The 23528-nt window shown below is 71.4% G+C and carries 23 protein-coding genes; 14 read left to right on the top strand and 9 right to left on the bottom strand.

Annotated features, from left to right (window positions below):
* The 9 genes from cysS to queG all read left to right on the top strand — a co-directional run.
* Nucleotides 1-1297, top strand: a 1297-nt coding sequence (gene cysS, locus VGL30_RS16455; RefSeq protein WP_331541104.1) for a cysteine--tRNA ligase, incomplete at its 5' end; no start/stop codon positions are given.
* Nucleotides 1297-1836: an SRPBCC domain-containing protein gene (locus VGL30_RS16460; protein WP_331541105.1), complete on the top strand. Its 540-nt coding sequence runs from the start codon at nt 1297-1299 to the stop codon at nt 1834-1836. The genes cysS and VGL30_RS16460, both read left to right, overlap by 1 nt.
* Nucleotides 1833-2282, top strand: coding sequence for an iron-sulfur cluster assembly scaffold protein (locus VGL30_RS16465; RefSeq protein ID WP_331541106.1), 450 nt, complete (start codon nt 1833-1835; stop codon nt 2280-2282). The genes VGL30_RS16460 and VGL30_RS16465 overlap by 4 nt, the downstream gene beginning before the upstream one ends.
* Nucleotides 2283-2335: 53 nt before the next feature.
* Nucleotides 2336-2599 carry a membrane protein insertion efficiency factor YidD gene (yidD, locus tag VGL30_RS16470; protein WP_331541107.1) on the top strand — a complete coding sequence of 88 codons (264 nt, stop codon included), beginning with the start codon at nt 2336-2338 and terminating at the stop codon, nt 2597-2599.
* Nucleotides 2596-4575 (top strand): threonine--tRNA ligase, encoded by a 1980-nt coding sequence (gene thrS / locus VGL30_RS16475; RefSeq protein ID WP_331541108.1) that lies wholly within the window; start codon nt 2596-2598, stop codon nt 4573-4575. The genes yidD and thrS overlap by 4 nt, the downstream gene beginning before the upstream one ends.
* A complete protein-coding gene (locus tag VGL30_RS16480) occupies nt 4572-5510 on the top strand; it encodes a glycosyltransferase family 2 protein (protein ID WP_331541109.1) in 939 nt (312 codons plus the stop codon). The genes thrS and VGL30_RS16480 overlap by 4 nt, the downstream gene beginning before the upstream one ends.
* Nucleotides 5511-5604: 94 nt before the next feature.
* Entirely contained in the window at nt 5605-6549 is a 945-nt protein-coding gene (locus VGL30_RS16485; RefSeq protein WP_331541110.1) for a cation diffusion facilitator family transporter, read from the top strand.
* A 65-nt stretch (nt 6550-6614) separates the two neighbouring features.
* Nucleotides 6615-7301 carry a glutathione S-transferase family protein gene (locus VGL30_RS16490; RefSeq protein WP_331541111.1) on the top strand — a complete coding sequence of 229 codons (687 nt, stop codon included), beginning with the start codon at nt 6615-6617 and terminating at the stop codon, nt 7299-7301.
* Nucleotides 7282-8442: a tRNA epoxyqueuosine(34) reductase QueG gene (gene queG, locus VGL30_RS16495; RefSeq protein ID WP_331541112.1), complete on the top strand. Its 1161-nt coding sequence runs from the start codon at nt 7282-7284 to the stop codon at nt 8440-8442. The genes VGL30_RS16490 and queG overlap by 20 nt, the downstream gene beginning before the upstream one ends.
* A 12-nt stretch (nt 8443-8454) precedes the next feature.
* On the opposite strand, the gene rfbC is transcribed toward queG, so the two are convergent.
* Nucleotides 8455-9012, bottom strand: a complete 558-nt coding sequence (gene rfbC / locus VGL30_RS16500) for a dTDP-4-dehydrorhamnose 3,5-epimerase (protein ID WP_331541113.1) — start codon at nt 9010-9012, stop codon at nt 8455-8457.
* Nucleotides 9013-9056: 44 nt separating this feature from the next.
* Here rfbC and VGL30_RS16505 point away from each other — a divergent pair, with 44 nt between their 5' ends.
* Entirely contained in the window at nt 9057-10088 is a 1032-nt protein-coding gene (locus VGL30_RS16505; RefSeq protein ID WP_331541114.1) for a glycosyltransferase family 2 protein, read from the top strand.
* On the opposite strand, the gene argE is transcribed toward VGL30_RS16505, so the two are convergent.
* The 6 genes from argE to VGL30_RS16535 all read right to left on the bottom strand — a co-directional run bounded on the left by argE (nt 10048) and on the right by VGL30_RS16535 (nt 15660).
* Complete coding sequence (gene argE / locus VGL30_RS16510) at nt 10048-11223, bottom strand: acetylornithine deacetylase (protein ID WP_331541115.1); 1176 nt, start codon at nt 11221-11223, stop codon at nt 10048-10050. The genes VGL30_RS16505 and argE overlap by 41 nt on opposite strands.
* 62 nt (nt 11224-11285) lie before the next feature.
* Nucleotides 11286-11825, bottom strand: a complete 540-nt coding sequence (locus VGL30_RS16515) for an FKBP-type peptidyl-prolyl cis-trans isomerase (protein WP_331541116.1) — start codon at nt 11823-11825, stop codon at nt 11286-11288.
* A gap of 5 nt (nt 11826-11830) precedes the next feature.
* Nucleotides 11831-13039 (bottom strand): threonine ammonia-lyase, encoded by a 1209-nt coding sequence (locus tag VGL30_RS16520; RefSeq protein WP_331541117.1) that lies wholly within the window; start codon nt 13037-13039, stop codon nt 11831-11833.
* 74 nt (nt 13040-13113) lie between these two features.
* Entirely contained in the window at nt 13114-14190 is a 1077-nt protein-coding gene (locus tag VGL30_RS16525) for a GNAT family N-acetyltransferase (RefSeq protein WP_331541118.1), read from the bottom strand.
* 79 nt (nt 14191-14269) lie between these two features.
* Complete coding sequence (locus VGL30_RS16530) at nt 14270-15247, bottom strand: threonine/serine dehydratase (RefSeq protein WP_331541119.1); 978 nt, start codon at nt 15245-15247, stop codon at nt 14270-14272.
* On the bottom strand, nt 15244-15660 hold the full coding sequence (locus VGL30_RS16535) for a VOC family protein (RefSeq protein ID WP_331541120.1): 417 nt from the start codon (nt 15658-15660) through the stop codon (nt 15244-15246). Before VGL30_RS16535 ends, VGL30_RS16530 begins: the two co-directional genes overlap by 4 nt.
* 202 nt (nt 15661-15862) lie before the next feature.
* Here VGL30_RS16535 and VGL30_RS16540 point away from each other — a divergent pair, with 202 nt between their 5' ends.
* From VGL30_RS16540 to VGL30_RS16550, 3 genes are all read left to right on the top strand, one after another.
* Complete coding sequence (locus VGL30_RS16540; protein WP_331541121.1) at nt 15863-17149, top strand: adenylosuccinate synthase; 1287 nt, start codon at nt 15863-15865, stop codon at nt 17147-17149.
* A 68-nt stretch (nt 17150-17217) separates the two neighbouring features.
* Nucleotides 17218-18333, top strand: coding sequence for a hypothetical protein (locus VGL30_RS16545; protein ID WP_331541122.1), 1116 nt, complete (start codon nt 17218-17220; stop codon nt 18331-18333).
* A 37-nt stretch (nt 18334-18370) separates the two neighbouring features.
* The gene (locus VGL30_RS16550) at nt 18371-19216 is read left to right on the top strand and encodes a response regulator (RefSeq protein WP_331541123.1); all 846 of its coding nucleotides are present in this window, start codon (nt 18371-18373) and stop codon (nt 19214-19216) included.
* An 85-nt stretch (nt 19217-19301) separates the two neighbouring features.
* Here the strand turns inward: VGL30_RS16550 and ribB are convergent, their stop codons facing one another.
* Nucleotides 19302-20453: a 3,4-dihydroxy-2-butanone-4-phosphate synthase gene (gene ribB / locus VGL30_RS16555; RefSeq protein ID WP_331541124.1), complete on the bottom strand. Its 1152-nt coding sequence runs from the start codon at nt 20451-20453 to the stop codon at nt 19302-19304.
* Between the two features lie 151 nt (nt 20454-20604).
* Here ribB and VGL30_RS16560 point away from each other — a divergent pair, with 151 nt between their 5' ends.
* Entirely contained in the window at nt 20605-21822 is a 1218-nt protein-coding gene (locus VGL30_RS16560; protein ID WP_331541125.1) for a serine hydrolase domain-containing protein, read from the top strand.
* Here VGL30_RS16560 and VGL30_RS16565 read toward each other — a convergent pair.
* Nucleotides 21764-23323 carry an MATE family efflux transporter gene (locus tag VGL30_RS16565; protein WP_331541126.1) on the bottom strand — a complete coding sequence of 520 codons (1560 nt, stop codon included), beginning with the start codon at nt 23321-23323 and terminating at the stop codon, nt 21764-21766. The genes VGL30_RS16560 and VGL30_RS16565 overlap by 59 nt on opposite strands.
* Nucleotides 23324-23528: the final 205 nt, after the last annotated feature.

Here is a 23528-nt window from a genome sequence, read left to right on the forward strand (position 1 = left end):
GTACGACCTGCTGGTCCGCTGGCTGGCCGCCTCGGGCTACGACGTCACCTTCGTCCGCAACGTCACCGACGTCGACGACAAGATCATCAATGTCGCCGCGCAGACGGGCCGCCAGTGGTTCGCGGTCGCCGAGGCCAACCAGCGCGTCTTCAACCGCGGCTACGACGAGCTCGGCTGCGTCCCGCCGACCGTGGAGCCGAGGGCGACCGGGCACGTCCCGGAGATGATCACGCTGATGCGGCGGCTCATCGAGAACGGCCACGCCTACAACGTCGACGACGACGTCTACTTCGACGTCATGTCCTGGGCCGACCGCTACGGCTCGCTGTCCCACCAGAACCTGGAGAACATGCGGGCCGCCGGTGACTCGGCGGGCGACGACCGCAAGCGCGACCCGCGCGACTTCGCGCTGTGGAAGGGCGCCAAGCCCGGCGAGCCCAGCTGGGAGACGCCGTGGGGGCCCGGCCGTCCCGGCTGGCACCTCGAATGCTCGGCGATGGCCACCAAGTACCTCGGGCCGGCCTTCGACATCCACGGCGGCGGCGTCGACCTGATCTTCCCGCACCACGAGAACGAGATGGCCCAGGGCCTCTGCGCCAGCCACGCCAAGGAGTACGCCCGCTACTGGGTGCACAACGGCTTCCTGAACTTCGGCGACGAGAAGATGTCCAAGAGCCTGGGCAACGTCGCGCTGGCCCACGACCTGATCAAGCAGGTCCCGGGCGAGGTGCTGCGCTGGGCGCTGCTGGTCGGCCACTACCGCGCGCCGCTGGAATGGACCGGCGACCTGATCGACCAGTCCCGCCGCTCGCTCGACCGCATCTACCGGACGCTCGCGGACCTGGCGCGCGAGGCCGCCAACGCGCGCGTCACCCTGCCGGAGCCGGACCAGAAGGCCGTCCAGGGCCTGCTGGACGCAAGCGGCCTGACCTCCGCCCTGGAGGACGACCTGAACACGCCCCTGGCGCTGAGCGGCCTGTTCACGCTGGCGGCCGGCGTCCGCGCCGCCCTGGTCCCCGGCGCCGACTGGCAGGAGGTGGCCGACATCCGCGCCGCGCTCCTGCAGGGCGGCGACCTGCTGGGCGTGTTGCAGTCCGACCCCGAGGCCTGGTTCCAGGGCGGCGCCGACGAGGGGCTGAAGGCGCGCATCGAGGGTTTGATCGCCGCCCGCGTCGCCGCCCGCGCGGCCAGGGACTTCTCCGAGGCCGACCGTATCCGCGCCGAGCTCACGGCGTTGAACGTGGAGGTGATGGACGGTCCGACGGGGGCGACCTGGCGGATCCGGGAGCCTGGCTGATGAGGGGTGCGCCGGACTTCTACAACCGACGCAAGGGCTTCGAGTTCGGCCGCGACCGCAGCGGCCCCGCGGGCGTGAAGATCGAGCGGCGCGTCGGGGTGCAGGCGCCGGCCGCGGTGGTGTGGGAGATCATCCACGACGTGGCCCGCTGGCCCGAGTGGAACCCGGTCTATCCGAAGGCGGAGGGCGCCGTGCGCATCGGCGAGGCGCTGACCCTGACCCGCGCCCTGCCGGGCCAGCCGCACAAGGTGATCCAGCCGGTGGTGCTCGACTGGACGCCGAACGAACTGCTGCACCTGAAGCTCTCCACGCTCGGCGGGATGGCGTTGGTCACCTGCTATTGGGAGATCGACGCGCTGGCCGAGGCGAGCTGCATCTTCTCCAGCGGCGAGCTCTACACGGGCTGGCTGGGCCCTGGCGCGGCCCGGTCGATCCGCGGCTCCCTGCGCAGGGGCTTCGCGGCGGTGTGCGAGGCCATGAAGGCCCGGGCCGAGGCCGCATGGCGGGCGCAGGGCGGCGCGCCTACATCTGAGCCATGATCGACGACCTCTACTCCGCCCGGCTGCTGGCCCTGGCCGCCAACCTGCCGCACGCCGGCCGGCTGGCCGATCCCGACGGCAGTTCCGAGAAGGTCTCCAAGCTCTGCGGCAGCCGGGTGGTGGTGGACGTCAAAGTGCAGGACGGCAAGGTGGTCGACTTCGCCCAGGACGTGAAGGCCTGCGCGCTGGGCCAGGCGTCGGCCTCGGTGCTGGGCGCCCAGGTGCTGGGCGCGACGCTTGCCGAGATCGAGATCGCCCGCGACGCCTTCCGTGCTATGTTGAAGGATGGCGGGCCCACGCCCGCCGGCCGTTTTTCGGACCTGTCCATGCTCGCGCCCGTGAAAGACTACCCCGCCCGCCATGCCTCCACGCTGCTTGCGTTCGAGGCCGCGGCCGAGGCCGTGCGCCGGGCGGCCACGCGAACTAGCCCCGCCGGCGCGGCTTGATCCCGGGGACTCGCAGGCGTAATCGCTGCTGACTCCCAAGTCCGCGAGCCGGCATGAGCTTCTACGAGATCTGCGTCAGAGGCGCGCTCCGTGCGTACAAGCTGACGCTTTCGCCCCTGATCGGGCGGCAATGCCGGTTCCTTCCGACCTGTTCGGAGTACGCCGCGCAGGCCCTGATCAGCCAGGGGCCTGTGCGCGGCGCCTGGCTCGCCGCCCGCAGGCTCTGCCGATGCCATCCCCTGGGCGGCGCCGGGTACGACCCCCCGCCCCCGCCGCGAGACCCGGGTCCGCCGCGGACATGGACGTGTGAGACATGATCGAACTGATCTTTCCCGACGGCTCCAGACGCCCCTACGACGACGGGGTCTCCGGCCGCGACGTCGCCGCCGCCATCGCCAGGTCGCTTGAGAAGAAGGCGGTGCTGGTGAAGCTCGACGGGGCCCTGCTCGATCTCGACCGCCCCCTGCCGCACGGCGGGCGCTTCGAGATCCTGACGCGCGAGAGCCCCGAGGCGCTGGAGACCATCCGCCACGACGCCTCGCACGTGATGGCCGAGGCGGTGCAGGAGCTGTTCCCCGGCACGCAGGTGACCATCGGGCCGGCGATCGAGGACGGCTTCTACTACGACTTCGCCCGCGCCGAGCCCTTCAGCCTCGACGACCTGGCGAAGATCGAGCAGCGCATGCGCGAGATCGTCGACCGCGACGAGCCGATCCGCCGCGAGGTCTGGGACCGCGACGAGGCCATCGCCCACTTCAAGTCGATCGGCGAGGCCTACAAGGCCGAGATCATCGAGGATCTCCCGGGGAGCGAGGAGATCAGCGTCTATCGCCAGGGCGCGTGGAAGGACCTGTGCCTCGGCCCGCACCTGCCGTCCACCAAGGCGGTCGGCAAGGCGTTCAAACTGACCAAGCTGGCCGGCGCCTACTGGCGCGGCGACCATCGGAACGCCCAGCTGCAGCGGATCTACGGCACGGCCTGGGCCAACGAGGCCGACCTGGAGGCCTACCTCCGGCGCATCGAGGAAGCCGAGAAGCGCGACCACCGCAAGCTGGGCGCGGCCATGGACCTGTTCCATATCCAGGAGGAGGGCCGGGGAATGATCTTCTGGCACCCCAAGGGCTGGACGCTCTACCGCACGCTGCAGAACTACATGCGCCGGCGGATGGAGGCGGAGGGCTACGTCGAGGTCAAGACGCCCCAGGTGCTGGACTATTCCCTGTGGCGCCAATCGGGCCACGCGGAAAAATTCGGCGCCAACATGTTCGTCTGCGAGACGGAAGAGGGCGAGAAGCTCGCTTTAAAGCCCATGAACTGCCCGGGGCACCTGCAGATCTTCAACCACGGCCAGCGGTCCTACCGCGAGCTGCCGATCCGCATGGCCGAGTTCGACAACCTGCACCGCAACGAAAGCTCGGGCTCCCTGCACGGCCTGCTGCGCGTGCGCGGCCTCGCCCAGGACGACGCCCACATCTTCTGCCGCGAGGACCAGATCGAGGCCGAGGCCAAGGCCTTCGTCGAGCTGCTGCAGGTGGTCTACCGCGACCTGGAGGTGGAGCTTCATTCCGTGAAGCTGGCGCTGCGGCCCGAGCTGCGGTTCGGCGCCGACGAGATCTGGACCATCGCCGAGGACACGCTGGAGCGCGCCGCCAACGCCGCCGGCGTCGAGGTCGAGCGAATCGAGAACGAGGGCGCCTTCTACGGTCCCAAGCTCGAGTTCCACCTGCGCGACGCCATCGGCCGCACCTGGCAGTGCGGCACGCTGCAGCTCGACTATGTGCTCCCGGAGCGGATGGACGCCGCCTATATCGCCGAGGACGGCCAGAAGCACCGGCCGGTGATGCTGCACCGGGCCATCCTGGGCTCGCTGGAACGGTTCCTGGGCGTCCTGATTGAACATTATTCAGGCGCATTTCCGATATGGTTGGCCCCGGTGCAGGTTGTAGTGGCCACAATTACGTCGGATGCGGATGACTATGCTTTGCACGTGGTCGACACGTTGCGACGAGCCGGCCTGCGTGTGGAGAGCGACCTGCGTAACGAAAAGATTAACTACAAGGTGCGCGAACATAGCCTGAGCAAGACTCCGGTGATTGCAGTGGTCGGCCGGCGTGAGGCGGAAGAAGGCAAGTTGGCGCTGCGGCGCTTTGGATCGGACGGCCAGCAGGTGATGGTCCTGGACGAGGCGGTAAACGTGCTTGCCTTGCAAGCCCTGCCGCCTGATCTTGCAGTTCGTGCTTCGGGCGAGCGCAACTCGCCCCAGGGGACCCGTGGTCGCATGGAGGCTGGATGAACGGCATCGTCGCTCCGATCGTCGCGGCCGAACCGGTCCCGCTTCAGACCTTCCTGAAGCCGCGCCGCAGGCTCTCGGTGGTGATGGTCGTCTACATGACTGGCGAAGCCCTCGAGCACAGCTTGGCCTGCGTCCTGGCCGATCCGCTGGTGGACGAGTTCGTCATCGTCGACAACGGCTCCAGCCGCCCCGAGACCGCCTCCCTGCGCAGCCTGGTGGACCGCGACCAGCGGGTCGTCCTGCTGGGCGGCCACGGCAACGTGGGCTTCGCCCGCGGCGCCAATATGGGCGCGCGGCGGGCGAGCGGCGACGTGCTGCTGTTCCTGAACCCCGACGCCTTCCTGCAGCCGGGCTGCATCGCCGAGCTGGTCCGCGCCATCGAGGACCGGCCCACCCCGTGCATCGTCGGCGGCCGGGTGCTCAACGCCGACCGCACCGAGCAGCGCGGCGCCCGGCGCGGCGACATCACCCCCATGTCGGCGCTGATGTCGCTGAGCCGGCTCACCCGGCGCGTCGCCGCCTGGCGGCGCTACGAGGTGCACTGGGAGCACGACCAGCCGCCGGAGCAGATCGCCTCGGTGCCCACCATCTCCGGCGCCTGCTTCTGCATGCGCCGCCAGGACTTCGAGGCCGTCAACGGCTTCGACGAGGGCTACTTCCTGCATGTGGAGGACGTGGACCTGTGCTGGCGGGTGCGCCGGCAGGGCGGCCTGGTGCTGTTCCACCCCAAGGCCGAAGTGATCCACCTGGGCCACACCAGCCGCGTCAGCCCGATCCGCGTCGAGTTCCACAAGGGCGTCGGCCTGGCCCGCTACTTCCGCAAGCGCGCCGAGAGCGTGTCGCAGCACCTGCTGGCCTGGGTGCTCTCGCCGGTCATCGTGTTCAGCGCCGTCCTGCGCCCGGTCCTGCGCCGCCTCCGCGGCGGCGCGGCCTGACCCCCTCCATCGCGGCGTTCGTCCGGCAGGCGAGGGCAGGGTTGCGAGTCGTTAGCGCTGGGGCGCCGTCGCGGGCGGAGGTAGACTGCGGGGCATGAGCGCCGAACCGTCTGGCCTGACCCCCGCGCAGTCGGCGCAGCTCACCCGGCGGGCGATGCTGCTCTCGGTGAGCGTGGCCGCCACCCTGGTGGCGCTGAAGCTGGCGGCCTGGATCGCCTCCGGCTCGGTGGCGCTGCTGGCGTCGCTGGTCGATTCCGGGCTCGACCTGCTGGCCTCGGCGCTCACCCTGTTCGCCGTGCGCTATGCGGCCATCCCGCCGGACGCCGCGCACCGCTATGGCCACGGCAAGGCCGAGGCTTTCGCCAGCCTGCTGCAGGGCGGGCTGGTGTTCGCCTCGGCGGCGCTGATCGGCCGCGAGGCGGTGCAGGCCCTGGTGACGCCGCATCCGATCCAGCGCGAGGGCTGGGCGATCGCGGTGATGCTGGCCTCGACGGCGCTCACCGCCGGGCTGCTCGCCGTGCAGACGCGGGTGTTGAAGCGCGCGGCCTCGGTGGCGGTGGCCGGCGACCGGGCGCACTACGCCGCTGACCTGGCCTCCAACCTGATCGGCCTGGCCGGGATCGCCGCAGCGGCGCTGCTGGGCGTGGCCGGGCTGGACGCGGCCGCAGGCCTGGCCATCGCCGCCATCCTGCTGTGGGGCGCGGTGGGCGTGTTCCGCCAGGCGTCGGACCAACTGCTCGACCATGAGCTGTCAGAGCGGACCCGGGCGAAGATCGTCGAGCTGATGACCCAGGATGGCCGCGTGACCCACGTCCACCAGCTGCGCACCCGTGCGGCGGGACCGGTGGTGCATGTGCAGATGCACGTGGACCTCGACCCCCATCTCAGCCTGGAGGCGGCGCACAAGGTGATCGTAGACGCCGAGAACCGGGTGCTGAGCGAATTCCCGTCCGCCGACATCCTGATCCACCCGGATCCCCGCGGGCGGGCGGAGCCGCACGGGGGCGCGTTCGCCGAGTCGGCCCCGCCCGCAGCGTAGTAAACGCGACCTTAAGGGGTCTATGGCTTCAATATCGCCGCATTTCCGTCACGTTTCCGGTCCGCATGTCCGTCGCCCGCGTCCTGCACCACTTCCCGCTCGACCCCGCCTCGCGCCAGGTGCGCCTGGCCCTGGGGGAGAAGCGGCTGGCCTTCGTGGACAACCCGGTGCGCTACTGGGAGCAGCCGGAGGAGTTCGTCGCCCTGAACCCCTCCGGGGCGACGCCGGTGCTGGTGGAGGGCGTCGGACCCGGGGCGCTGGTCGTCTGCGAGAGCCGGGCGATCCTGGAGCACCTGGAGGAGAACTACCCGGAGCCGCCGCTGCTGGGCCGCGAGCCGGCCGACCGGGCGGAGGCCCGCCGGCTGCTGCAATGGTTCGACCGCAAGTTCGACTACGAGGTCGGCGGCCTGCTGCTGCACGAGAAGATGGAGAAGCGGCTGCTGCGCCTGGGCTCGCCGGACCTGGGCGCCATCCGCCAGGGGCGCGAGGCGCTCAGGCTGCACATGGAGTATCTGGAAGGGCTGCTGACCACGCGGGAATGGCTGGCGGGCCGCCGGCTCAGCCTGGCCGACTTCGCCGCGGCGGCGCAGCTGTCGGTGATCGACTATTTCGGGGACGTGCCGTGGCGCGGCTTCAACCATGTGAAGACCTGGTACATGAAGCTGAAGTCCAGGCCCGCCTTCCGACCGATCCTGGCCGACCGCTGGCCCGGCCTGGCGCCGGCCGGCCACTATGACGACCTCGACTTCTGAGCCGCTGGAGAGCCGCATCCGCGCCGAGGCGCTGCGGCTGGGCTTCGACGCCTGCCGGTTCGCCTCGGCCGCCGCGCCCTGGCCGGCGGGCGGAAGGCTCGCCGAGTTCATCGCCCGGGGCCGCCACGGCGAGATGGCCTGGATGGCCGACACCGCCCGGCGCCGCGCGCATCCGCAGGCCATGTGGCCGGACGCCCGCTCGGCCGTGGTGCTGGGGGTCAACTACGGCCCGGATGCGGACCCGCTGGCGGCCCGCGATCCGGCGCGGGGCGCGATCTCAGTCTACGCCCAGGGCGACGACTACCACGAGCTGATCAAGGCGCGGCTGAAGGCGCTGGCCCGCTGGATGCAGGCGCAGGCCGGCGGCGAGCTGAAGGTGTTCGTCGACACCGCGCCCTTGCTGGAGAAGCCGCTGGCCGAGCGGGCGGGGCTGGGCTGGCAGGGCAAGCACACCAACCTGGTGTCGCGGGCGTTCGGCTCCTGGCTGTTCCTGGGCTCGATCCTGACGGTGCTGCAGCTGGCGGCCGATCCGCCGGAGGACGACCACTGCGGGGCCTGCCGCGCCTGCCTGGACGCCTGCCCGACGCAGGCCTTCCCGGCGCCCTACCAACTTGACGCCCGGCGCTGCATCTCCTACCTGACCATCGAGCTGAAGGGGCCGATCCCCCACGAGTTCCGCCCGGCGCTGGGCCAGCGGATCTACGGCTGCGACGACTGCCTGGCGGTCTGCCCGTGGAACAAGTTCGCCAGCGCCTCCCGGGAGATGAAACTGCAGGCGCGCGGCGCCCTGCGGTCCCCGGCGCTGGCCGAGCTGGCCGGCCTCGACGACGCGGGCTTCCGGGCGCTGTTCGCCAGGAGCCCGGTCAAGCGCATCGGCCGCGACAGCTTCGTGCGCAACGTGCTCTACGCCCTCGGCAATTCCGGGAGCCCGGAGCTGGCGGCGTCCGCCGAGCCCCTGCTGGCCGACCCGGCCCCGGTGGTCCGCGGCGCGGCGGTCTGGGCGCTCGGGCGGCTGCTGCCGGCGCCGGCGTTCGCTGAGCTGCGGGCGGCGCGCTTGGGCTCAGAATCGGACGACGATGTGCGGGCGGAATGGGACCAGCCTACCCCTCTCCCCCCGGAACCGGCGGGAGAGGTTGGGTGAGGGGGTCTTGCCTCAGAACGCCACCCGCCCCAGCTCCGCCAGGGTCGGCAGGGCGCGGTCGCGAGGGTTGGCGGTGATCTCGGCCTCGGCGACCGGCCAGTCGACGGCCAGCGCCGGGTCGCGCCAGAGGAGGCCGCCCTCGGCCTCGGGGGCGTAGCGGTTGTCGACCTTGTAGAACAGCTCGGTGTCGGGGACGAGGGTCACATAGCCGTGGGCGAAGCCGCGGGGGACCAGCAGCTGGTCGCCGCGCTCGGCGGAAAGCTCGGCGCCGATCCAGCGGCCGTAGGTCGCCGAGCCCGGGCGGATGTCGACCGCCACGTCGTAGATCGCGCCGCGCAGCACGCGCACCAGCTTGGCCTGGGCGTAGGGCGCCTTCTGGAAGTGCAGGCCGCGCAGCGTGCCGCGGGCGGCGCTGAAGGCCTGGTTGTCCTGCACGAAGTCCAGGTCGAGGCCGGCGGCGGCCAGGGCCGGGCGGCTCCAGGTCTCGGAGAACCAGCCGCGGGCGTCGCCATGGCGCTTGGGCGTGATAAGCAGGACCTCGGGCAGGGCCAGCGGCGTGATGGTCGTCATGATCTTCTTGGGGCTTCGGGTAAAGCAGTCGCATGGCGCAGCACGTGAGCGATGACAAGGCCCCCGCGCCGGCGGTGAGCGTCTGCGTCATCGCCTTCAACTCCGGCCCGACGCTGCGCGCCTGCCTGCAGCACCTGCAGGCGCAGAGCTTCCGCGACTTCGAGACCGTCGTCATCGACAACGCCTCGCCCGACCCCGACGACGCGAAGATCGCCGCCGAGTTCCCCTTCATGCGGCTGGTGTCGAATGCGGAGAACCTGGGGTTCGCCGGCGCCGGGAACCAGGCGGCGCGGCTGGGGCGCGGGCGCTGGCTGGTGCTGCTCAATCCCGACGCCTACGCCGAGCCCGACTGGCTGGCCGAGCTGGTCGCGGCAGCGGAGCGCCACCCGCAGGTGCGCTCCTTCACCTCGCGCCAGATGATGGCCGACGCGCCCGGCATGCTGGACGGGCTGGGCGACGTGATGAGCGGCTACGGCATCCCCTACCGCGGCGGCTACCTGGAGCGCGACACCGGCCAGGCGTTCGAGGGCGAGGTGTTCAGCCCCTGCGGCGCGGCGATGATGATCGACCGGGCGCTGTTCCGGCGGCTTGGCGGGTTCAGCGAGTACTTCTTCTGCTACTGCGAGGACGTGGACCTGGGCTACCGGCTGCAGCTGGCCGGCGAGCCCACGGTGCTGGCCCCCCGCGCCGTCGTCCACCACCTGGGCTCGGCTTCCTCCGGGGGGCGCAAGTCGGAGTTCGCGGTGTTCCACGGGACGCGGAACCGGTTCTGGGTGGCGTTCAAGAACACGCCGGCGATCCTGCTGCCCGTCGTCCTGCCGCTGCACCTGGCGGCGGTGGTCTTCATCGCCGCGCGCCGGCCCAACTGGCCCTATGCGGCGCTGGTTTGGCGCGCGTTCCTGGAGGCGCTGAAGGGCCTGCCCAGGGTGTTGCGGGACCGGGCGGCGGTGCAGCGCGGACGCAGGGTCGGCGCCGGCGCGATCGTCCGGGCGATGACCTGGGACCCGAGGGACCTGATGGGGCGCCGGCCGGTGATCAGGCCGCTCCGCCCGCCCACGCCGCCAGCCGGGCCATGAACTCGCCGCCGCGCTGCATCTGGGACAGCTCGACGTATTCGTCCGGCTGGTGCGCCTGGTCGATGGAGCCCGGGCCGCAGATGACGGTGGAGAAGCCCGCGCCCTGGAACTGGCCGGCCTCGGCGGCGAAGGCCACCACCCGCGGCGGCCCGTTGTCGCCGGCCATCCGCCGGGCGAAGGCCTCGGCCGGGCCGTCGCGCTCGGGCGCCAGCGGCGGGGCGGCGGAGCGGCGCACGATGCGGGCTCCGGCCTGGGGCGCGCGCGCCTTGAGCTGGACGTCCAGCGCCGCCACCGCCGCCACCACCGGGGCCAGGACGCCGTCCGGGTCGAGGCCGGCGGGATAGCGCAGGTCGAAATAGAACTCGCACCGGCGGGCCAGGATGTTGGGCGCCGTGCCGCCGTTCACCTGGCCGATGGTCAGGGTCGCGCCCTTCGGCGTGAACGGCGAGGCGGGGTCGGCCTCGCGGTCGAGGCGCTCGGCCAGGGCTGCGAGCTGGGCCATCAGCGGCACGGCGGCCATGATGGCGGAGACGCCCAGGTGCGGCTGGCTGGAGTGGGCCTCCTTGCCCTCGACGGTGACCTTGTAGGTGGCGATGCCCTTGTGGCCGATCACCGCCTCCATGCGGGTGGGCTCGCCCACCACCACCAGGGCCGGGCGCGGCAGCTCGCGGGCGATGACCTCGATCATGTCCGGCGCGCCCAGGCAGCCCACCTCCTCGTCGTAGGAAAAGGCCAAGTGGACGGGAACCCTGGGTTCGGCGGCCGTCAGGTCGGGCACGACGGCCAGCGCCAGCGCCAGGAAGCCCTTCATGTCGCAGGTCCCGCGCCCGTAGAGTCGGCCGTCGCGCTCCGCGACCGTGAAGGGATCGGAGCTCCAGGCCTGGCCATCCACCGGCACCACGTCCGTGTGACCGGAGAGCACGACGCCGCCGGGCACGGCCGGGCCGACCGTGGCCAGCAGGTTGGACTTGCTCCCGTCGGCGTTGGGCACGCGGCGGGCGGCGACGCCGTGGACGGCGAGATAGGCTTCCACCCAGTCCACCAGGGCCAGGTTGGAGAGCCGCGAGGTGGTGTCGAAAGCCACCAGGCTCGCCAGGATGTCCAGGGCGCGGGCGGTGAGGGCTTCGCCGGTCATGCAGGTGTTCTAGGCCGGCGGGCGTGGGAGCTCAAAGGAAAGCGCGGCGGGGCGGAAAGAGGCTACCCCTGCTGCACCCGTCCGGGCGCCGGCAGCAGGTCGATCAGCTCGATGCGGAAGACCAGCGCGCTGTCGGGCGGGATCTCGCCGCCGCCGGCGCCCTGCGCGCCGTAGCCCAGCTCGGGCGGGACATAGAGCATCCATTCGTCGCCGGGGCGCATGAGCTGCAGCGCCTCGATCCAGGCGGGGATCAGGCCGGCCAGCGGCAGGGCGGCGGGGACGCCGCGGGCGTAGGAGGAGTCGAACACCCGGCCGTCGAGCAGCTTGCCCTCGTAGTTGACCTTCACCTCGTCGTTCTTCTGCGGGTGCAGGCCGGCGGCGGGGCCGGAGCGGAGGACCTTGTACTGCAGGCCCGAGGGCAGCACCTGCACGCCCGGCGCCTTGGCGTTCCTGGCCAGGAACGCCTTGGCCTCGGCCAGGCTGGCGCTGTCGCCGCGGCCCGCGCCGCCCGTCGGGCCGGCCTGGGCCTCGGCCTTGGGTTTTTTGCAGCCGGCGACGACCAGGGCGGCGGTGAAGGCGGCGAGCAGGCGGCGGCGGTGCATGGCGGTCAGACGGTCCTCGGCGGATAGCCGGCCTGGCGCAGGCTGGCCATGATTTCCTCGGTGTGCTCGGCGTCGCGGGTCTCGATCATGATGTCGAACTCCGCGCCCTTGGCCGGCACGTCGAGGGCCAGGCGGTTGTGGGCCACCTCGACGATGTTGGCGCCGTGGTCGCCGATGATCCGCGAGACGTTGGCTAAGAGACCCGGCCGGTCGTCGCCGATGATCCGCAAGGACACCAGCCGGTGGTCGCGGACCAGCTCGCGGGTGAGCACCGAGGCCAGCAGCCGCGTGTCGATGTTGCCGCCGGTGAGGATCAGCCCGCACCTTTTTCCGCGGAACCGCTCCGGATAGGCCAGCAGGGCGGCCAGCGAGGCCGCCCCGGCGCCCTCGGCCACCGTCTTCTCGACGTTGCAGTAGAGGGCGATGGCGCTCTCGAAGAACGGCTCCTCGATCAGCAGCACGTCGTCGATCAGCGGCCGGGCGATGGCGTAGGAGGCCTCGCCCACCTGCTTGACCGCGATGCCCTCGGCGATGGTCGCCCCGCCGGCCTGGCCGCCGGCGCGCAGCCTGCGCATCTTGGCGCTGAACGAGGGGTACATGGCCGGCTCGACGCCGATGACGCTGATCTCCGGCTTGATGTGCTTGGCCGCGGTGGCGACGCCGGCGATCAGGCCGCCGCCGCCGATCGGCACCGGCAGCACCTCCAGGTCGGGCACGTCCTCCAGCATCTCCAGCGCCACGGTGCCCTGGCCGGCCATCACCTCCACGTCATTGAACGGGTGGACGTAGACCAGGTCGCGCTCCTCGCAGAGCTTCAGGGCGTAGGTCGAGGCGTCGTCGTAGCCGTCGCCGTCCAGCACCACCTCGGCGCCGAACGCCCGGGTCTGGCGCACCTTCATGAACGGCGTGGTGCTGGGCATGACGATGGTCACCGGGATGCCCAGGCGCGCGGCGTGGTAGGCCAGGCCCTGGCTGTGGTTGCCGGCCGAGGCGGCGATGACGCCGCGCTTGCGGGCGTTCTCGCCCAGGGTCAGCAGCATGTTGAGCGCGCCGCGCTCCTTGTAGGCGGCGGTGAACTGCAGGTTCTCGAACTTCACCCACACCTCGGCGCCCGTAATCTCGGAGAGCGTCCGGGAATGACGGCAGGGCGTGCGCTCGATGTGCCCTTTCAGCCGCGCGGCGGCGGAAAGGATGGCGTCGTAGGTGAGGGTCATGGACGGGGGCCGTTGGCGAAAGGCGGGCAAACTAGCGACGCGGCCCGCCCGCGGCAATCGCGGCGTCGGATCGTTCAGCGCAGGCCGCGCCACTGGTCCATCCGGCGCAGCGCCTTGCCGGGCAGGCCGGAGACCCGGCCGAGCGGCAGGGCCTCGGCGGCGCGGACCACCCCATAGGCCGCCGTGCGCACCAGGGCCGCGGCGGACGGCAGGCCCACGAAGCCGTGGGTCACCCCCTGGGCGGTGTTGGCCAGCTCGGTCTTGAAGCGGTAGTCGCCGGGACCCAGGTCGAGGCGCGAATAGGGCGTCTGGTCCATCCACTCCAGGATGTCGACGAACAGGGCGATGCCCGGGGAGTAGCGCTCGAACTCCGGGTCGTGGGCGATCATCCAGCCGTGGATGACGCGGCCGCCGTGCAGGTGGAAGTGGGCGGCGGCCAGGCGGTCGCCCAGGTGCAGGGTGAAGAGCACGCCGCCGAAGTCGGGGTCGCGACTCTCGAACAGCTCGCGCAGCAGCCGCAGGGTCCAGCCGGCCTCGAAGATGTCGGTCTGGTCGGTGGCGCGCAGCTGGGCGCGCTTCCAGGCGACCAGCTGGTCGAAGTCGCACCGGGCGCGGGAGAAGGCGGTGAAGCGGGCCGCGCCCACCTCGCGCTCGACCTTGCGGCGCTTCTTGGCCGCGTCCTTCAGCACGCCGACGCCGGCGGCTTTGCGCGCCTCCTGGTAGGCCGCGAAGCCTTGGGAGACGTCGACAACGTGGGAGACCGTGCGGCCCTGCGCGTAGGCGGCGAAGGCGGCCTGTTCCTGCAGCATGTGCGAATAGTCGAGGCGGTGGACGCCCAGCGCCTGCACCAGCGCCTTGGGGTCGACGGCCAGGTCCGGCTCGGCCACCACTCCCTGGTAGTCGCACATCGGCGCCCCGGCCGGCATGGCGGTGAAGGCGCCGACGCGGGCGGCGAAGAAGCCGGCGTCGCGGCCGTCGCGGCGCAGGACGGCGACGCGGGTCTGCTGCACGCCCAGCGCCTGGGTGCGCTCGACGGCGCGGGCCCAGTGCGGCGACAGGAACGGGCTGTCGAGGCCGGGCGCCTGCAGGGCGCTCCAGCGGTCGACCTGCGACGGGCTCAGGTCCTGCGGGCGAAGGACGTCGATTTCCAAGGCGGTGCTCTGCGCGGCGAATTGGCGCGGACCCTAGGCGCTGGAGTCTTTCCGCATGGTTAGGGCGGAAGGACGATCTCTAGATCTCCCCCCGGATCACCCGGGCGAACAGCTCGGGATCGACATTGCCGCCGGAGAGGATCAGGCCGGCGGTGCGGCCGCGGGCGTCGAGCTTGCCGGTCAGCAGGGCGGCGAGCGCCACGACGCCGCCGGGCTCGACCACCAGCTTCAGGACGGCGAAGGCCCAGCGCATGGCCTCGGCCACCTCGGCGTCGGTGACGGTGACCACGCCCGTGACGTTGGCGGCGATGATCGGGAAGGTGATCTCGCCGGGCGCAGGCGACTCCAGCGCGTCGCACAGGCTGCGGACGCCGGGGTTGACCGCCACGCGCCTGCCGGCCTCCAGCGAGCGGCGGGTGTCGTCGTAGAGGGCGGGCTCCACCCCCCAGACCTCGGTGGCGGGCGACAGCGCCTTGACGGCCAGCGCCGAGCCGGCGATCAGCCCGCCGCCGCCCACCGGGCAGGCTATCAGGTCCAGGCGCTCGCCCGCCGCCGTCGCCTCGCGCGCCAGCTCCAGGCCGACCGTGCCCTGGCCCGCGACCACGTGCGGGTCGTCGAAGGCCGGGACGACCACCGCGCCGCGATCCTCGGCGATGCCGGCGGCGATGGCCACGCGGTCCTCGCTCAGCCGGTCGTAGGTGCGGATCTCGGCGCCGTAGCCGCGGGTGGCGTCCACCTTCACCTGCGGCGCGTCGGCGGGCATGACGATGACCGCGGGCATGCCGAGCAGCCGGGCGGCCAGCGCCACCCCCTGCGCATGGTTGCCCGAGGAGAAGGCCACCACGCCGCGCCTTCGCTGCTCGGGCGAGAGCTGGACCAGGTGGTTGTAGGCCCCGCGGAACTTGAAGGCGCCGACCCGCTGCAGGGTCTCGGGCTTGATGAGCACCCTGCCGCCGACCCGCTCGTCCAGGGCGGGGCTGTGCAGGACCGGCGTGGCGGCGGCGTGGCCGGCGAGGCGGCCGGCCGCGGCGTCGACGTCCGCGGCCGTGACGCTCACCGGGCGAACACCTGGGCGTCGTCGGCGAAGGCCTTGAACTCCAGGGCGTTGCCGCTGGGGTCGCGGATGAACAGCGTGGCCTGCTCGCCCGGCCGGCCGTGGAAGCGGATCTGCGGCGTGATCAGGAACGCCGCGCCCGCTGTCCGCAGGCGCTCGGCCAGGGCGATCCAGGCGTCCATGGTCAGGATGACGCCGAAGTGGCGCACCGGCACGTCCTCGCCGTCCACCGCGTTGCGCAGGTCCGGGTCGGCGCCCGGCGCCAGGTGGGCCACGATCTGGTGGCCGTGGAAGTCGAAGTCCACCCACTCGCCGCTCGACCGGCCCTCCGGGCAGCCGAGCAGGCCGCCGTAGAAGGCCCTGGCCTCGGCCAGGTCGCGCACCGGAAAAGCCAGGTGGAAGCGGGGCAGGTCCATGGCCCTGCTCATAGCGCAGGCGGCCACGCCTGGCGACCTGGTGCGATCACCGGGGGGATTGACGGGCGCAGAGGCTTGGTGCTCTACACGGCTACGCGTGCGAGGCGACGCCCCGCGCGGAAAACCCATTCCAAAGTCCACCCGCCGAGTCCTGTCGAAGGGCGAGCTGGACCCGCGCGGCAGGCGGAAAGCCGTACCTGAAATGGCCAATGTGACCGTAGTCGGCGCCCAGTGGGGCGACGAGGGCAAGGGCAAGATTGTCGACTGGCTGTCGAACCGCGCCGACGTGGTGGTGCGCTTCCAGGGCGGGCACAACGCCGGCCACACCCTGGTGGTGGGCGACAAGGTTTACAAGCTCAGCCTGCTGCCCTCGGGCGTGGTGCAGGGCAAGCTGTCGGTGATCGGCAACGGGGTGGTGATCGACCCCTGGCACCTGCTGAACGAGATCGCCCAGGTGGCGACCCAGGGGGTGACGATCACGCCGGCCCTGCTGGCGGTGGCGGACAACGCCTGCCTGATCCTGCCGGTGCACAAGGACCTGGACCAGGCGCGCGAGGCGGCGGCCGCCCAGAAGATCGGCACCACCGGCCGTGGCATCGGCCCGGCCTACGAGGACAAGGTCGGCCGCCGGGCGATCCGGGTGGCCGACCTGGCCGACCCGGAGGCGCTGGCGGCGAAGATCGACCGGCTGCTGGCGCACCACGCGCCGCTGCGCAAGGGCCTGGGCCTGCCCAAGGCGGACGCCGCGGCGCTGCAGGCCGAGCTGGAGGCCGTCGCGCCGAAGATCCTGCCCTACGCCCGGGCGGCCTGGCGGCTGCTGGACGGGGTGGTGAAGGCCGGGCGCCGGGTGCTGTTCGAAGGCGCACAGGGCGCGCTGCTGGACGTGGACCACGGCACCTATCCCTATGTCACCTCCTCCAACACCGTGGCGGGGCAGGCGGCGGCGGGCTCGGGCCTGGGTCCGCGCGGACCGGGCTATGTGCTGGGGATCGTCAAGGCCTACACCACCCGGGTCGGCGGGGGGCCGTTCCCCACCGAGCTGGACGACGAGGTGGGCCGGCACCTCAGCACGGTGGGCCGCGAGGTGGGGGTCAACACCGGGCGCCAGCGCCGCTGCGGCTGGTTCGACGCGGCCCTGGTGCGCCAGTCGGTGGCGATCAACGGCATCGAGGGTGTCGCGCTCACCAAGCTCGACGTGCTGGACGGCCTGCCGACCTTGAAGATCTGCACCGGCTACCGGCTGCGCGGGGCGGAGATCGACTACCTGCCGGCCGGCCTGCGCGACCAGGCGGCGCTACAGCCGGTCTATGAGGAGATCGAGGGCTGGGCCGGCTCCACCCAGGGCGCGTGCAGCTGGAAGGACCTGCCGGGCGCGGCGGTGAAGTACGTGCGCCGGATCGAGGAGCTGATCGGCGCGCCGGTGGCTCTGCTCTCCACCAGCCCGCAGCGGGACGATACTATCCTGATGCGCGATCCCTTCCAGGATTGAGCGCAACTTAAACGCGTGGTTAACCCTCCGGGGCCAGACAGATATCACAGGTATCCGAGGTTGGCCCCATGCAGACGAAGAGTCCCGATCGCGCCGTCCGGAACCTCGGGGCGCTGCAGCGGACGGCTTCGACCAGCCGGGTGCTCAACCTGATCGCCATCGAGGCCCAGCACGGCCGCGAGCCGGAATACAAGCTGAAGCCATTCTTCCAGAACCGGGTGCTGAACGGCACGGTGCTGCTGAAGCATCGCCTGCGGGCCGACGAACGCGAGCTCATGGGCAACGGCCGGCCCACCGCGACCAAGATCATCCTGCCCTTCGTCCGCAGCGAGCTGCAGCTGGGCGGGCGCTCGGTGTTCGTGGGCCAGGCGGGCTGGATGGAGATGATGGCCGAGGTCTGCTCGGCCGGCGCCGACGCGTCGCGGGACATGGGCGTGCTCGAGGCGCTGGACGAGCTGCCGTCGCTGGACCCGTTCCTGATGCGCGAGCACCTGAAGCGCCGCGGCTTCGACATCGCCCGCTGCTATTTCGCGATCACCGAGGCCGATCTGACGAAGATGCAGGGCTTCGTCTCGCGTGAGATCAACAAGCTGATCGCCCTGGCCTTCGAGGGGCAGGGCGACGGCGCGGGCAACACCGCCAAGCTCGTGGAGCTCCTGCTGTCGGCGGAGAATGACGACCGGCTGGAGCCGCTGCGGCTGACCCTGCGGCTGGAGGGGGAGAGCTACCGGGAGGGGATCTTCTCGTGGCGCGGCTTCCTCTACTATAAATGGGTGCTGAGCCACCTGTGGCCGAAGCTGGAGGAAGTGATCGCCGAGGCGCCGCAGCTGAAGGTGGCCGGCCCGCGCGACGCCGAGCTGATGCGCACCTTCACCGAAGGCCGCGCCCGGCTGCAGAGCCGCATCGAGGCCCAGCGCCGCGCGGTCCTGAAGACGCTGCAGGTCTATGACGAGGCCTTCAAGGGCTTGACCGTGAACCACGACCCGCTGGTGTTCCGCGACTTCCTGCTGAAGGCGCCGCAGATGTTCATCAGCCTGGGCGAGAAGATCGGGGTGATCTCGCACATCGCCACCTTCTGGCGCTACCGATTTCCGGCGGGCAAGCCGCTGAAGCTGGATCTCACCGAAGCGGTGGATATCGTGCAGGAATTCGAGGCCGGCCTGGCGGAGCCCCAGGCCGCCTGAGCGGCGGCGTCAAGGCGTTCTTTACGAACCCCGAGGCATGATCGCCGCGGGTGTTGCGGAGCCGCCGGCGGTGTTCAACGAAGATTACAAGACGATCCAGCGCATGGTCCCCATGCTGCAGCGGGTGATGATCGTCGATCCGCAGCCGAACGGGGCGCGGCTGATCGCCGACCTGATGCGCAACACCGCCCGCTCGCAGATCTGGACCGCGGCCTCGACCCCCAAGGCGCTTGGCCTGGCCGGGAACGTCGATCCGCAGCTGGTGTTCGTGGAGATGTCGGGCCCGGGCCTCGACGGCTGCGAGTTCGCCCGCAGCCTGCGCCGCAGCCACCTGGCCTGCCGCCAGACGCCGATCATCATGGTCACCTCGACGGCGACGGCCGCCGGCATCCTGGCGGCCCGCGACGCGGGCGTGCACGAGTTCCTGCGCAAGCCCTTCACCACCAAGGACCTGCTGCGCCGCCTGGAGGCGGTGACGCTGCGGCCGCGCGACTGGATCGAGGCGGTGGCCTATATCGGCCCCGACCGGCGGCGGTTCAACTCCGGCGACTACACCGGGGCGCTGAAGCGGCGTTCGGACATCAAGGCCGACACCGACGCCGCCCGTATCCTGCAGGCGCTGAAGATCCTCAAGGCGGCGGTGGCGGCGGTGGCGCACGATCCGGCGCAGGCGCTGCGCTCCATGCGGGCCCAGGTCAGCGAGCTGCAGCGCGCCGCCCTGGCGGTGATGGACATCCGGCTGGCCGAGGCGGCCGGCGAGTTCGGCCGCTACCTGGCCGCCGCCGCCGACAAGCCGCTGGTCGCCGCCGACGTGGCGGCCCAGGCCGCCCCCCTGCTGGCGTTCACCTCCGCGGACGAAGACCGGGACACCGAAGCGGCCTGAGCGGCCGGCGGGGCAAGGGCGTCCAGGCTGACCCGCTCGCCGGGATGAGCGGGGCGAGAGCAACTCGATCCCTGTCGATCAGGCCCTAATCCAGCGGCCGCCGCCCGACGATGCGCAGGCCGTAGCCGGCGGAGCCCGGCAGGACGGTGGCCGAGGCGGTGAGCAGCTCCATGTCGCGCACCCCCAGGTCCAGCAGGATCTGCGCGCCGATGCCGTAGTCGCGCAGGATGTTGGCGCTGTGGTTGGCCTCCGGCTGGCCGTAGCGTTCCGACAGCCAGGCGGGGTTGGAATCGCGGATGAACACGGCCACGCCCGCGCCGTCGTAATCGGCGATCGCCTCCAGGGCGCGCTTCACGTAGTCGCGGCGGGCCTCCACGTGGCCCAGCATGTCGGCGGCGAAGTCCACCCGGTGCATGCGCACCAGGGTGGGCCTGTCCGGGTCGATGCGCCCGCGGGTCAGCACCATATGTTCGGTCGAGTCGAGGATGTTGCGGTAGATCACCATCCGGAAGCGGCCGCCGTAGGCGGAATCGAAGGGGGTCTCCAGCACCCGCTCCACCTGCCGCTCGGTGCGGCGGCGGTAGGCGATCAGGTCGGTGATGGTCCCGACCTTCAGCCCGTGCAGTTGTGCAAACGCGATCAGGTCCGGCAGGCGCGCCATGGTCCCGTCGTCCTTCATGATCTCGCAGATCACGCCCGCCGCGTTGAGGCCGGCCATGCGCGAGATGTCGACGGCGGCCTCGGTGTGCCCGGCCCGGACCAGCACCCCGCCCTCGCGCGCCACCAGCGGGAAGACGTGGCCGGGGGAGACGATGTCGTTCGGGCCCTTGCTGGGGTCGATGGCCACCGCGATGGTGTGCGCCCGGTCGTGGGCCGAGATGCCGGTGGTGACGCCCTCGCGCGCCTCGATGGAGACGGTGAAGGCCGTGGCGTGCTGGGCGCCGTTCTCCGCGGTCATCGGCGGCAGGCGCAGCTGGCGCGCCCGCTGCGGCGTGATCGACAGGCAGATCAGGCCGCGGGCGTGGCGGGCCATGAAGTTGATCTGCTCCGGCGTGGCGAACTGCGCCGGGATGATGATGTCGCCCTCGTTCTCGCGGTCCTCGGCGTCCACCAGGATGTAGGGGCGGCCGTTGCGGGCGTCCTCGATGATCTCCTCGATCGGCGAGATCGCCCAGCCCTGGGCGTCGGGATCGGCGGGCGGCCGGGTGGCGTCGGTGACCAGGTGGGGCTTTTTCATCGTGACGGCCTTGGGCTGGAGCGCGGAACAGGCTCCGGTCACCGGGATTTAGGGACGAAAGCCGCCCGAGGAAAGCCGCGGCGCGATTGACGCCGCCCGGCGCGCGGAGATGAATGGCGGAGAGGCCGGCGGCGGCCCGCGGAGGGCGTGCATGAGCAAGCTGGGATTCTCGAAGGAGCGGCTGCGCCGGATCGACCGCTTCCTGGAGGAGCGCTACGTGGCGGCGGGCCGGCTGCCCTGCGTCCAGCTGGTGGTCAGCCGGCGGGGCGAGGTGGCGCATTCCACCGTGCTGGGCCTGCGCGACGTGGAGCGGGGCGTGCGCTGCACCGACGACACCCTGTTCCGCATCTATTCGATGACCAAGCCCATCACCAGCGTGGCGATGATGATGCTGGTGGAGGAAGGCGCCGTGGCGCTGGACGACCCGGTCAGCAAGTACATTCCCGAGTGGGCGGACCTGGGCGTGTTCACCGCCGGGACCGCGGGGGCGTACCTGACCCGGGCGCCCGACCGGCCGATGCAGATCGTCGACCTGCTGCGCCACACCTCCGGCCTGACCTACGGCTTCCAGAACCGCACCAACGTGGACGCCGCCTACCGCGAGCTGGGCGTCGGCGAGCTTCCCGCCAGGCTGACGCTGGACGAGATGGTGGCGGTGCTGGCCGGGCTGCCGCTGGAGTTCTCGCCCGGCGAGGCCTGGAATTATTCGGTCTCGACCGACGTCGTGGGCTACCTGGTAGGCAGAATCTCCGGCCTTCCGTTCCAGGACTTCCTGCAGGCGCGGATCTTCGCGCCGCTGGGCATGTCCGACACCGGCTTCCAGGTCGCGCCCGGCCAGGAGGCGCGGTTCGCCGCCTGCTACGCCGCGACGCCGCAGGGCGGGCTGAAGCTGCAGGACGACCCGCTGACCAGCGCCTATCTGCAGCCGCCCGGCTTCTATTCCGGCGGCGGCGGCCTGGTCTCGACGGCGGCGGACTACCTGCGCTTCAGCCACATGCTGCTGAACGGCGGGTCACTGGAGGGCGAGCGCCTGCTGGCCCCCAAGACCCTGAAGCTGATGTGCGCCAACCACCTGCCCGGCGGCCAGGACCTGACGATGCTCTCGCGCTCGCTGTTCTCGGAATCCACCAACGCCGGCATCGGCTTCGGCCTGGGCTTCGCGGTGGTGTTCGACGCGCCCCAGACCCTGCTGCCGGTGTCGAACGGCGAGTTCTACTGGGGCGGGGCGGCCTCGACCGCCTTCTGGGTCGATCCCCTGGAGGAGGTGACCGTGGTGCTGATGACCCAGCTCCTGCCGTCCACCGCCTATGCTATTCGGCGGGAGCTTCGGACCTTGGTCTATTCGGCGCTGACGGACTCGAACGCCTGACCTCGTCGGCGAGGTCGGCGGCGGCCTCGGTCTCCTCGGCGACGGAGGGCGGCCCCATGCCGGTGTCGAGGGCGTCGCCGCGCGGCATGTCGTCCAGCAGCCTGCCGCTGCGCCAGCGGCCCCAGCGGTAATAGGCCAGCAGCAGCCCGCACGAGATGATGGTGCCCAGCGGAAAGCTCCACCAGATGGCGTCGGCCCCCAGCGCCGGCTGCAGCAGCTTGGCCGCCGGCACGCGGAACGCCCACATGGCCACCACCATGACCAGCAGCGGCGGCCAGACCGCCCCGGTGGCCCGCACGATGCCGGCCAGCGCGAAGGTCACCCCGAAGAACACGAAGGCCCAGAGCACGATGGTGTTGATGTGCATGGCGATGGCGATCGAGGGGCTGCCCGGCGGCAGGAAGAGGCGTAGCATCACCGGCTCGAACAGGTAGATCAGCAGGATCGGCCCGGCGCTCATCAGCATGGCGTAGAGCGATCCCAGCAGCGCGATGCGGTCCAGCCGGTCCATCCGCCCGGCGCCGACGCTCTGGGCCGCCATGGCCGAGACCGCGGCCCCCACCGCCATGGCGGGCATCTGCACATAGGTCCACAGCTGGCTGGCGGCGCCGTAGGCCGCGGCGGTGTGCACCCCGTAGCTGTTGACCATCGAGATCATCATCACCGCCGAGCCCGACACCACCACCATCTGGATCGCCATGGGCAGGCCCTTGGTCGCCAGGGTGCGGATGATCGCGAAGTCGGGGCGGAGCAGCCGCCACTCGCTGCGCCGCAGGATCAGCACGCTGTTTTTGCGGTGCAGGTAATAGAGCATCGCGAACAGGGTGAGCGTCTGCGCGGTGAGGGTGGAGAGCGCCGAGCCGGCGATCCCCAGGCGCGGCGCGGGACCCAGGCCCATGATCAGCGTCGGGTTCAGGACCATGTCCGTGCCCACCGCCGCCAGCGAGAAGAAGAACGGCGTGCGCGAATCGCCCGTGGCCCGCTGGGCCATCATCAGGAAATTGAAGAAGTACATGAACGGCATCGCCACGAAGATCACCCGCAGGTAGGCGATGGCGTAGGCCTTGGCGTCCGGCGGCGTGTGCAGCAGGCCGAGGATCGTAGGCGTCAGGAAGAAGCCGCTCACGCCCACCGTCAGGGAGAGGACGATGAAGAAGACGGTGGCGCTGCCCACCACCTTGCGCGCCAGGGCTTCGTCGCCCGATCCGATGGCCTGGCCGATCAGCAGGTTCGCCGCCATCGAGGCGCCGAAGGCCGCGCCCAGCAGCAGGAACAGGATGATGTTGGCGTTGGAGGCGGCGGTCAGCGCCGCCTCGCCCAGGGCGTGGCTGATCCACGCCACATTGGTCGAGCCGCTCAGCGACTGCAGCATGTTGCTGGCCATCACCGGCAGGGCGAACAGCAGCAGCGTCCGCCCGATCGGTCCGCGGGTCAGGTCGCGGCCGGTCCGGCCCGGGCCGCGGGCGCGGCGGGTCTCGGGCTGTTGCGGGCTTGGCTCCAAGCCGGGCTCTCCAGGGCGCGAAAAGCGCCGGCTCGCGCCGGGACGGCCTGCGGCGAAGCGCACTCAGCCTGGCATTTTGGTGGGCGGAAGGCGTCAGTGTAGGCCCCGCGACCGCCCGTCTCAAGCCGCAAAGCCTTGAGTGGACGGCATTTCGCTGTATGAGGCTGCCGGATGCGCGACACGATGCGGCGGGCCCGCCGCCCTC

It is taken from the genome of Phenylobacterium sp. (genome assembly GCF_036502675.1).
Classification (GTDB): domain Bacteria; phylum Pseudomonadota; class Alphaproteobacteria; order Caulobacterales; family Caulobacteraceae; genus Phenylobacterium.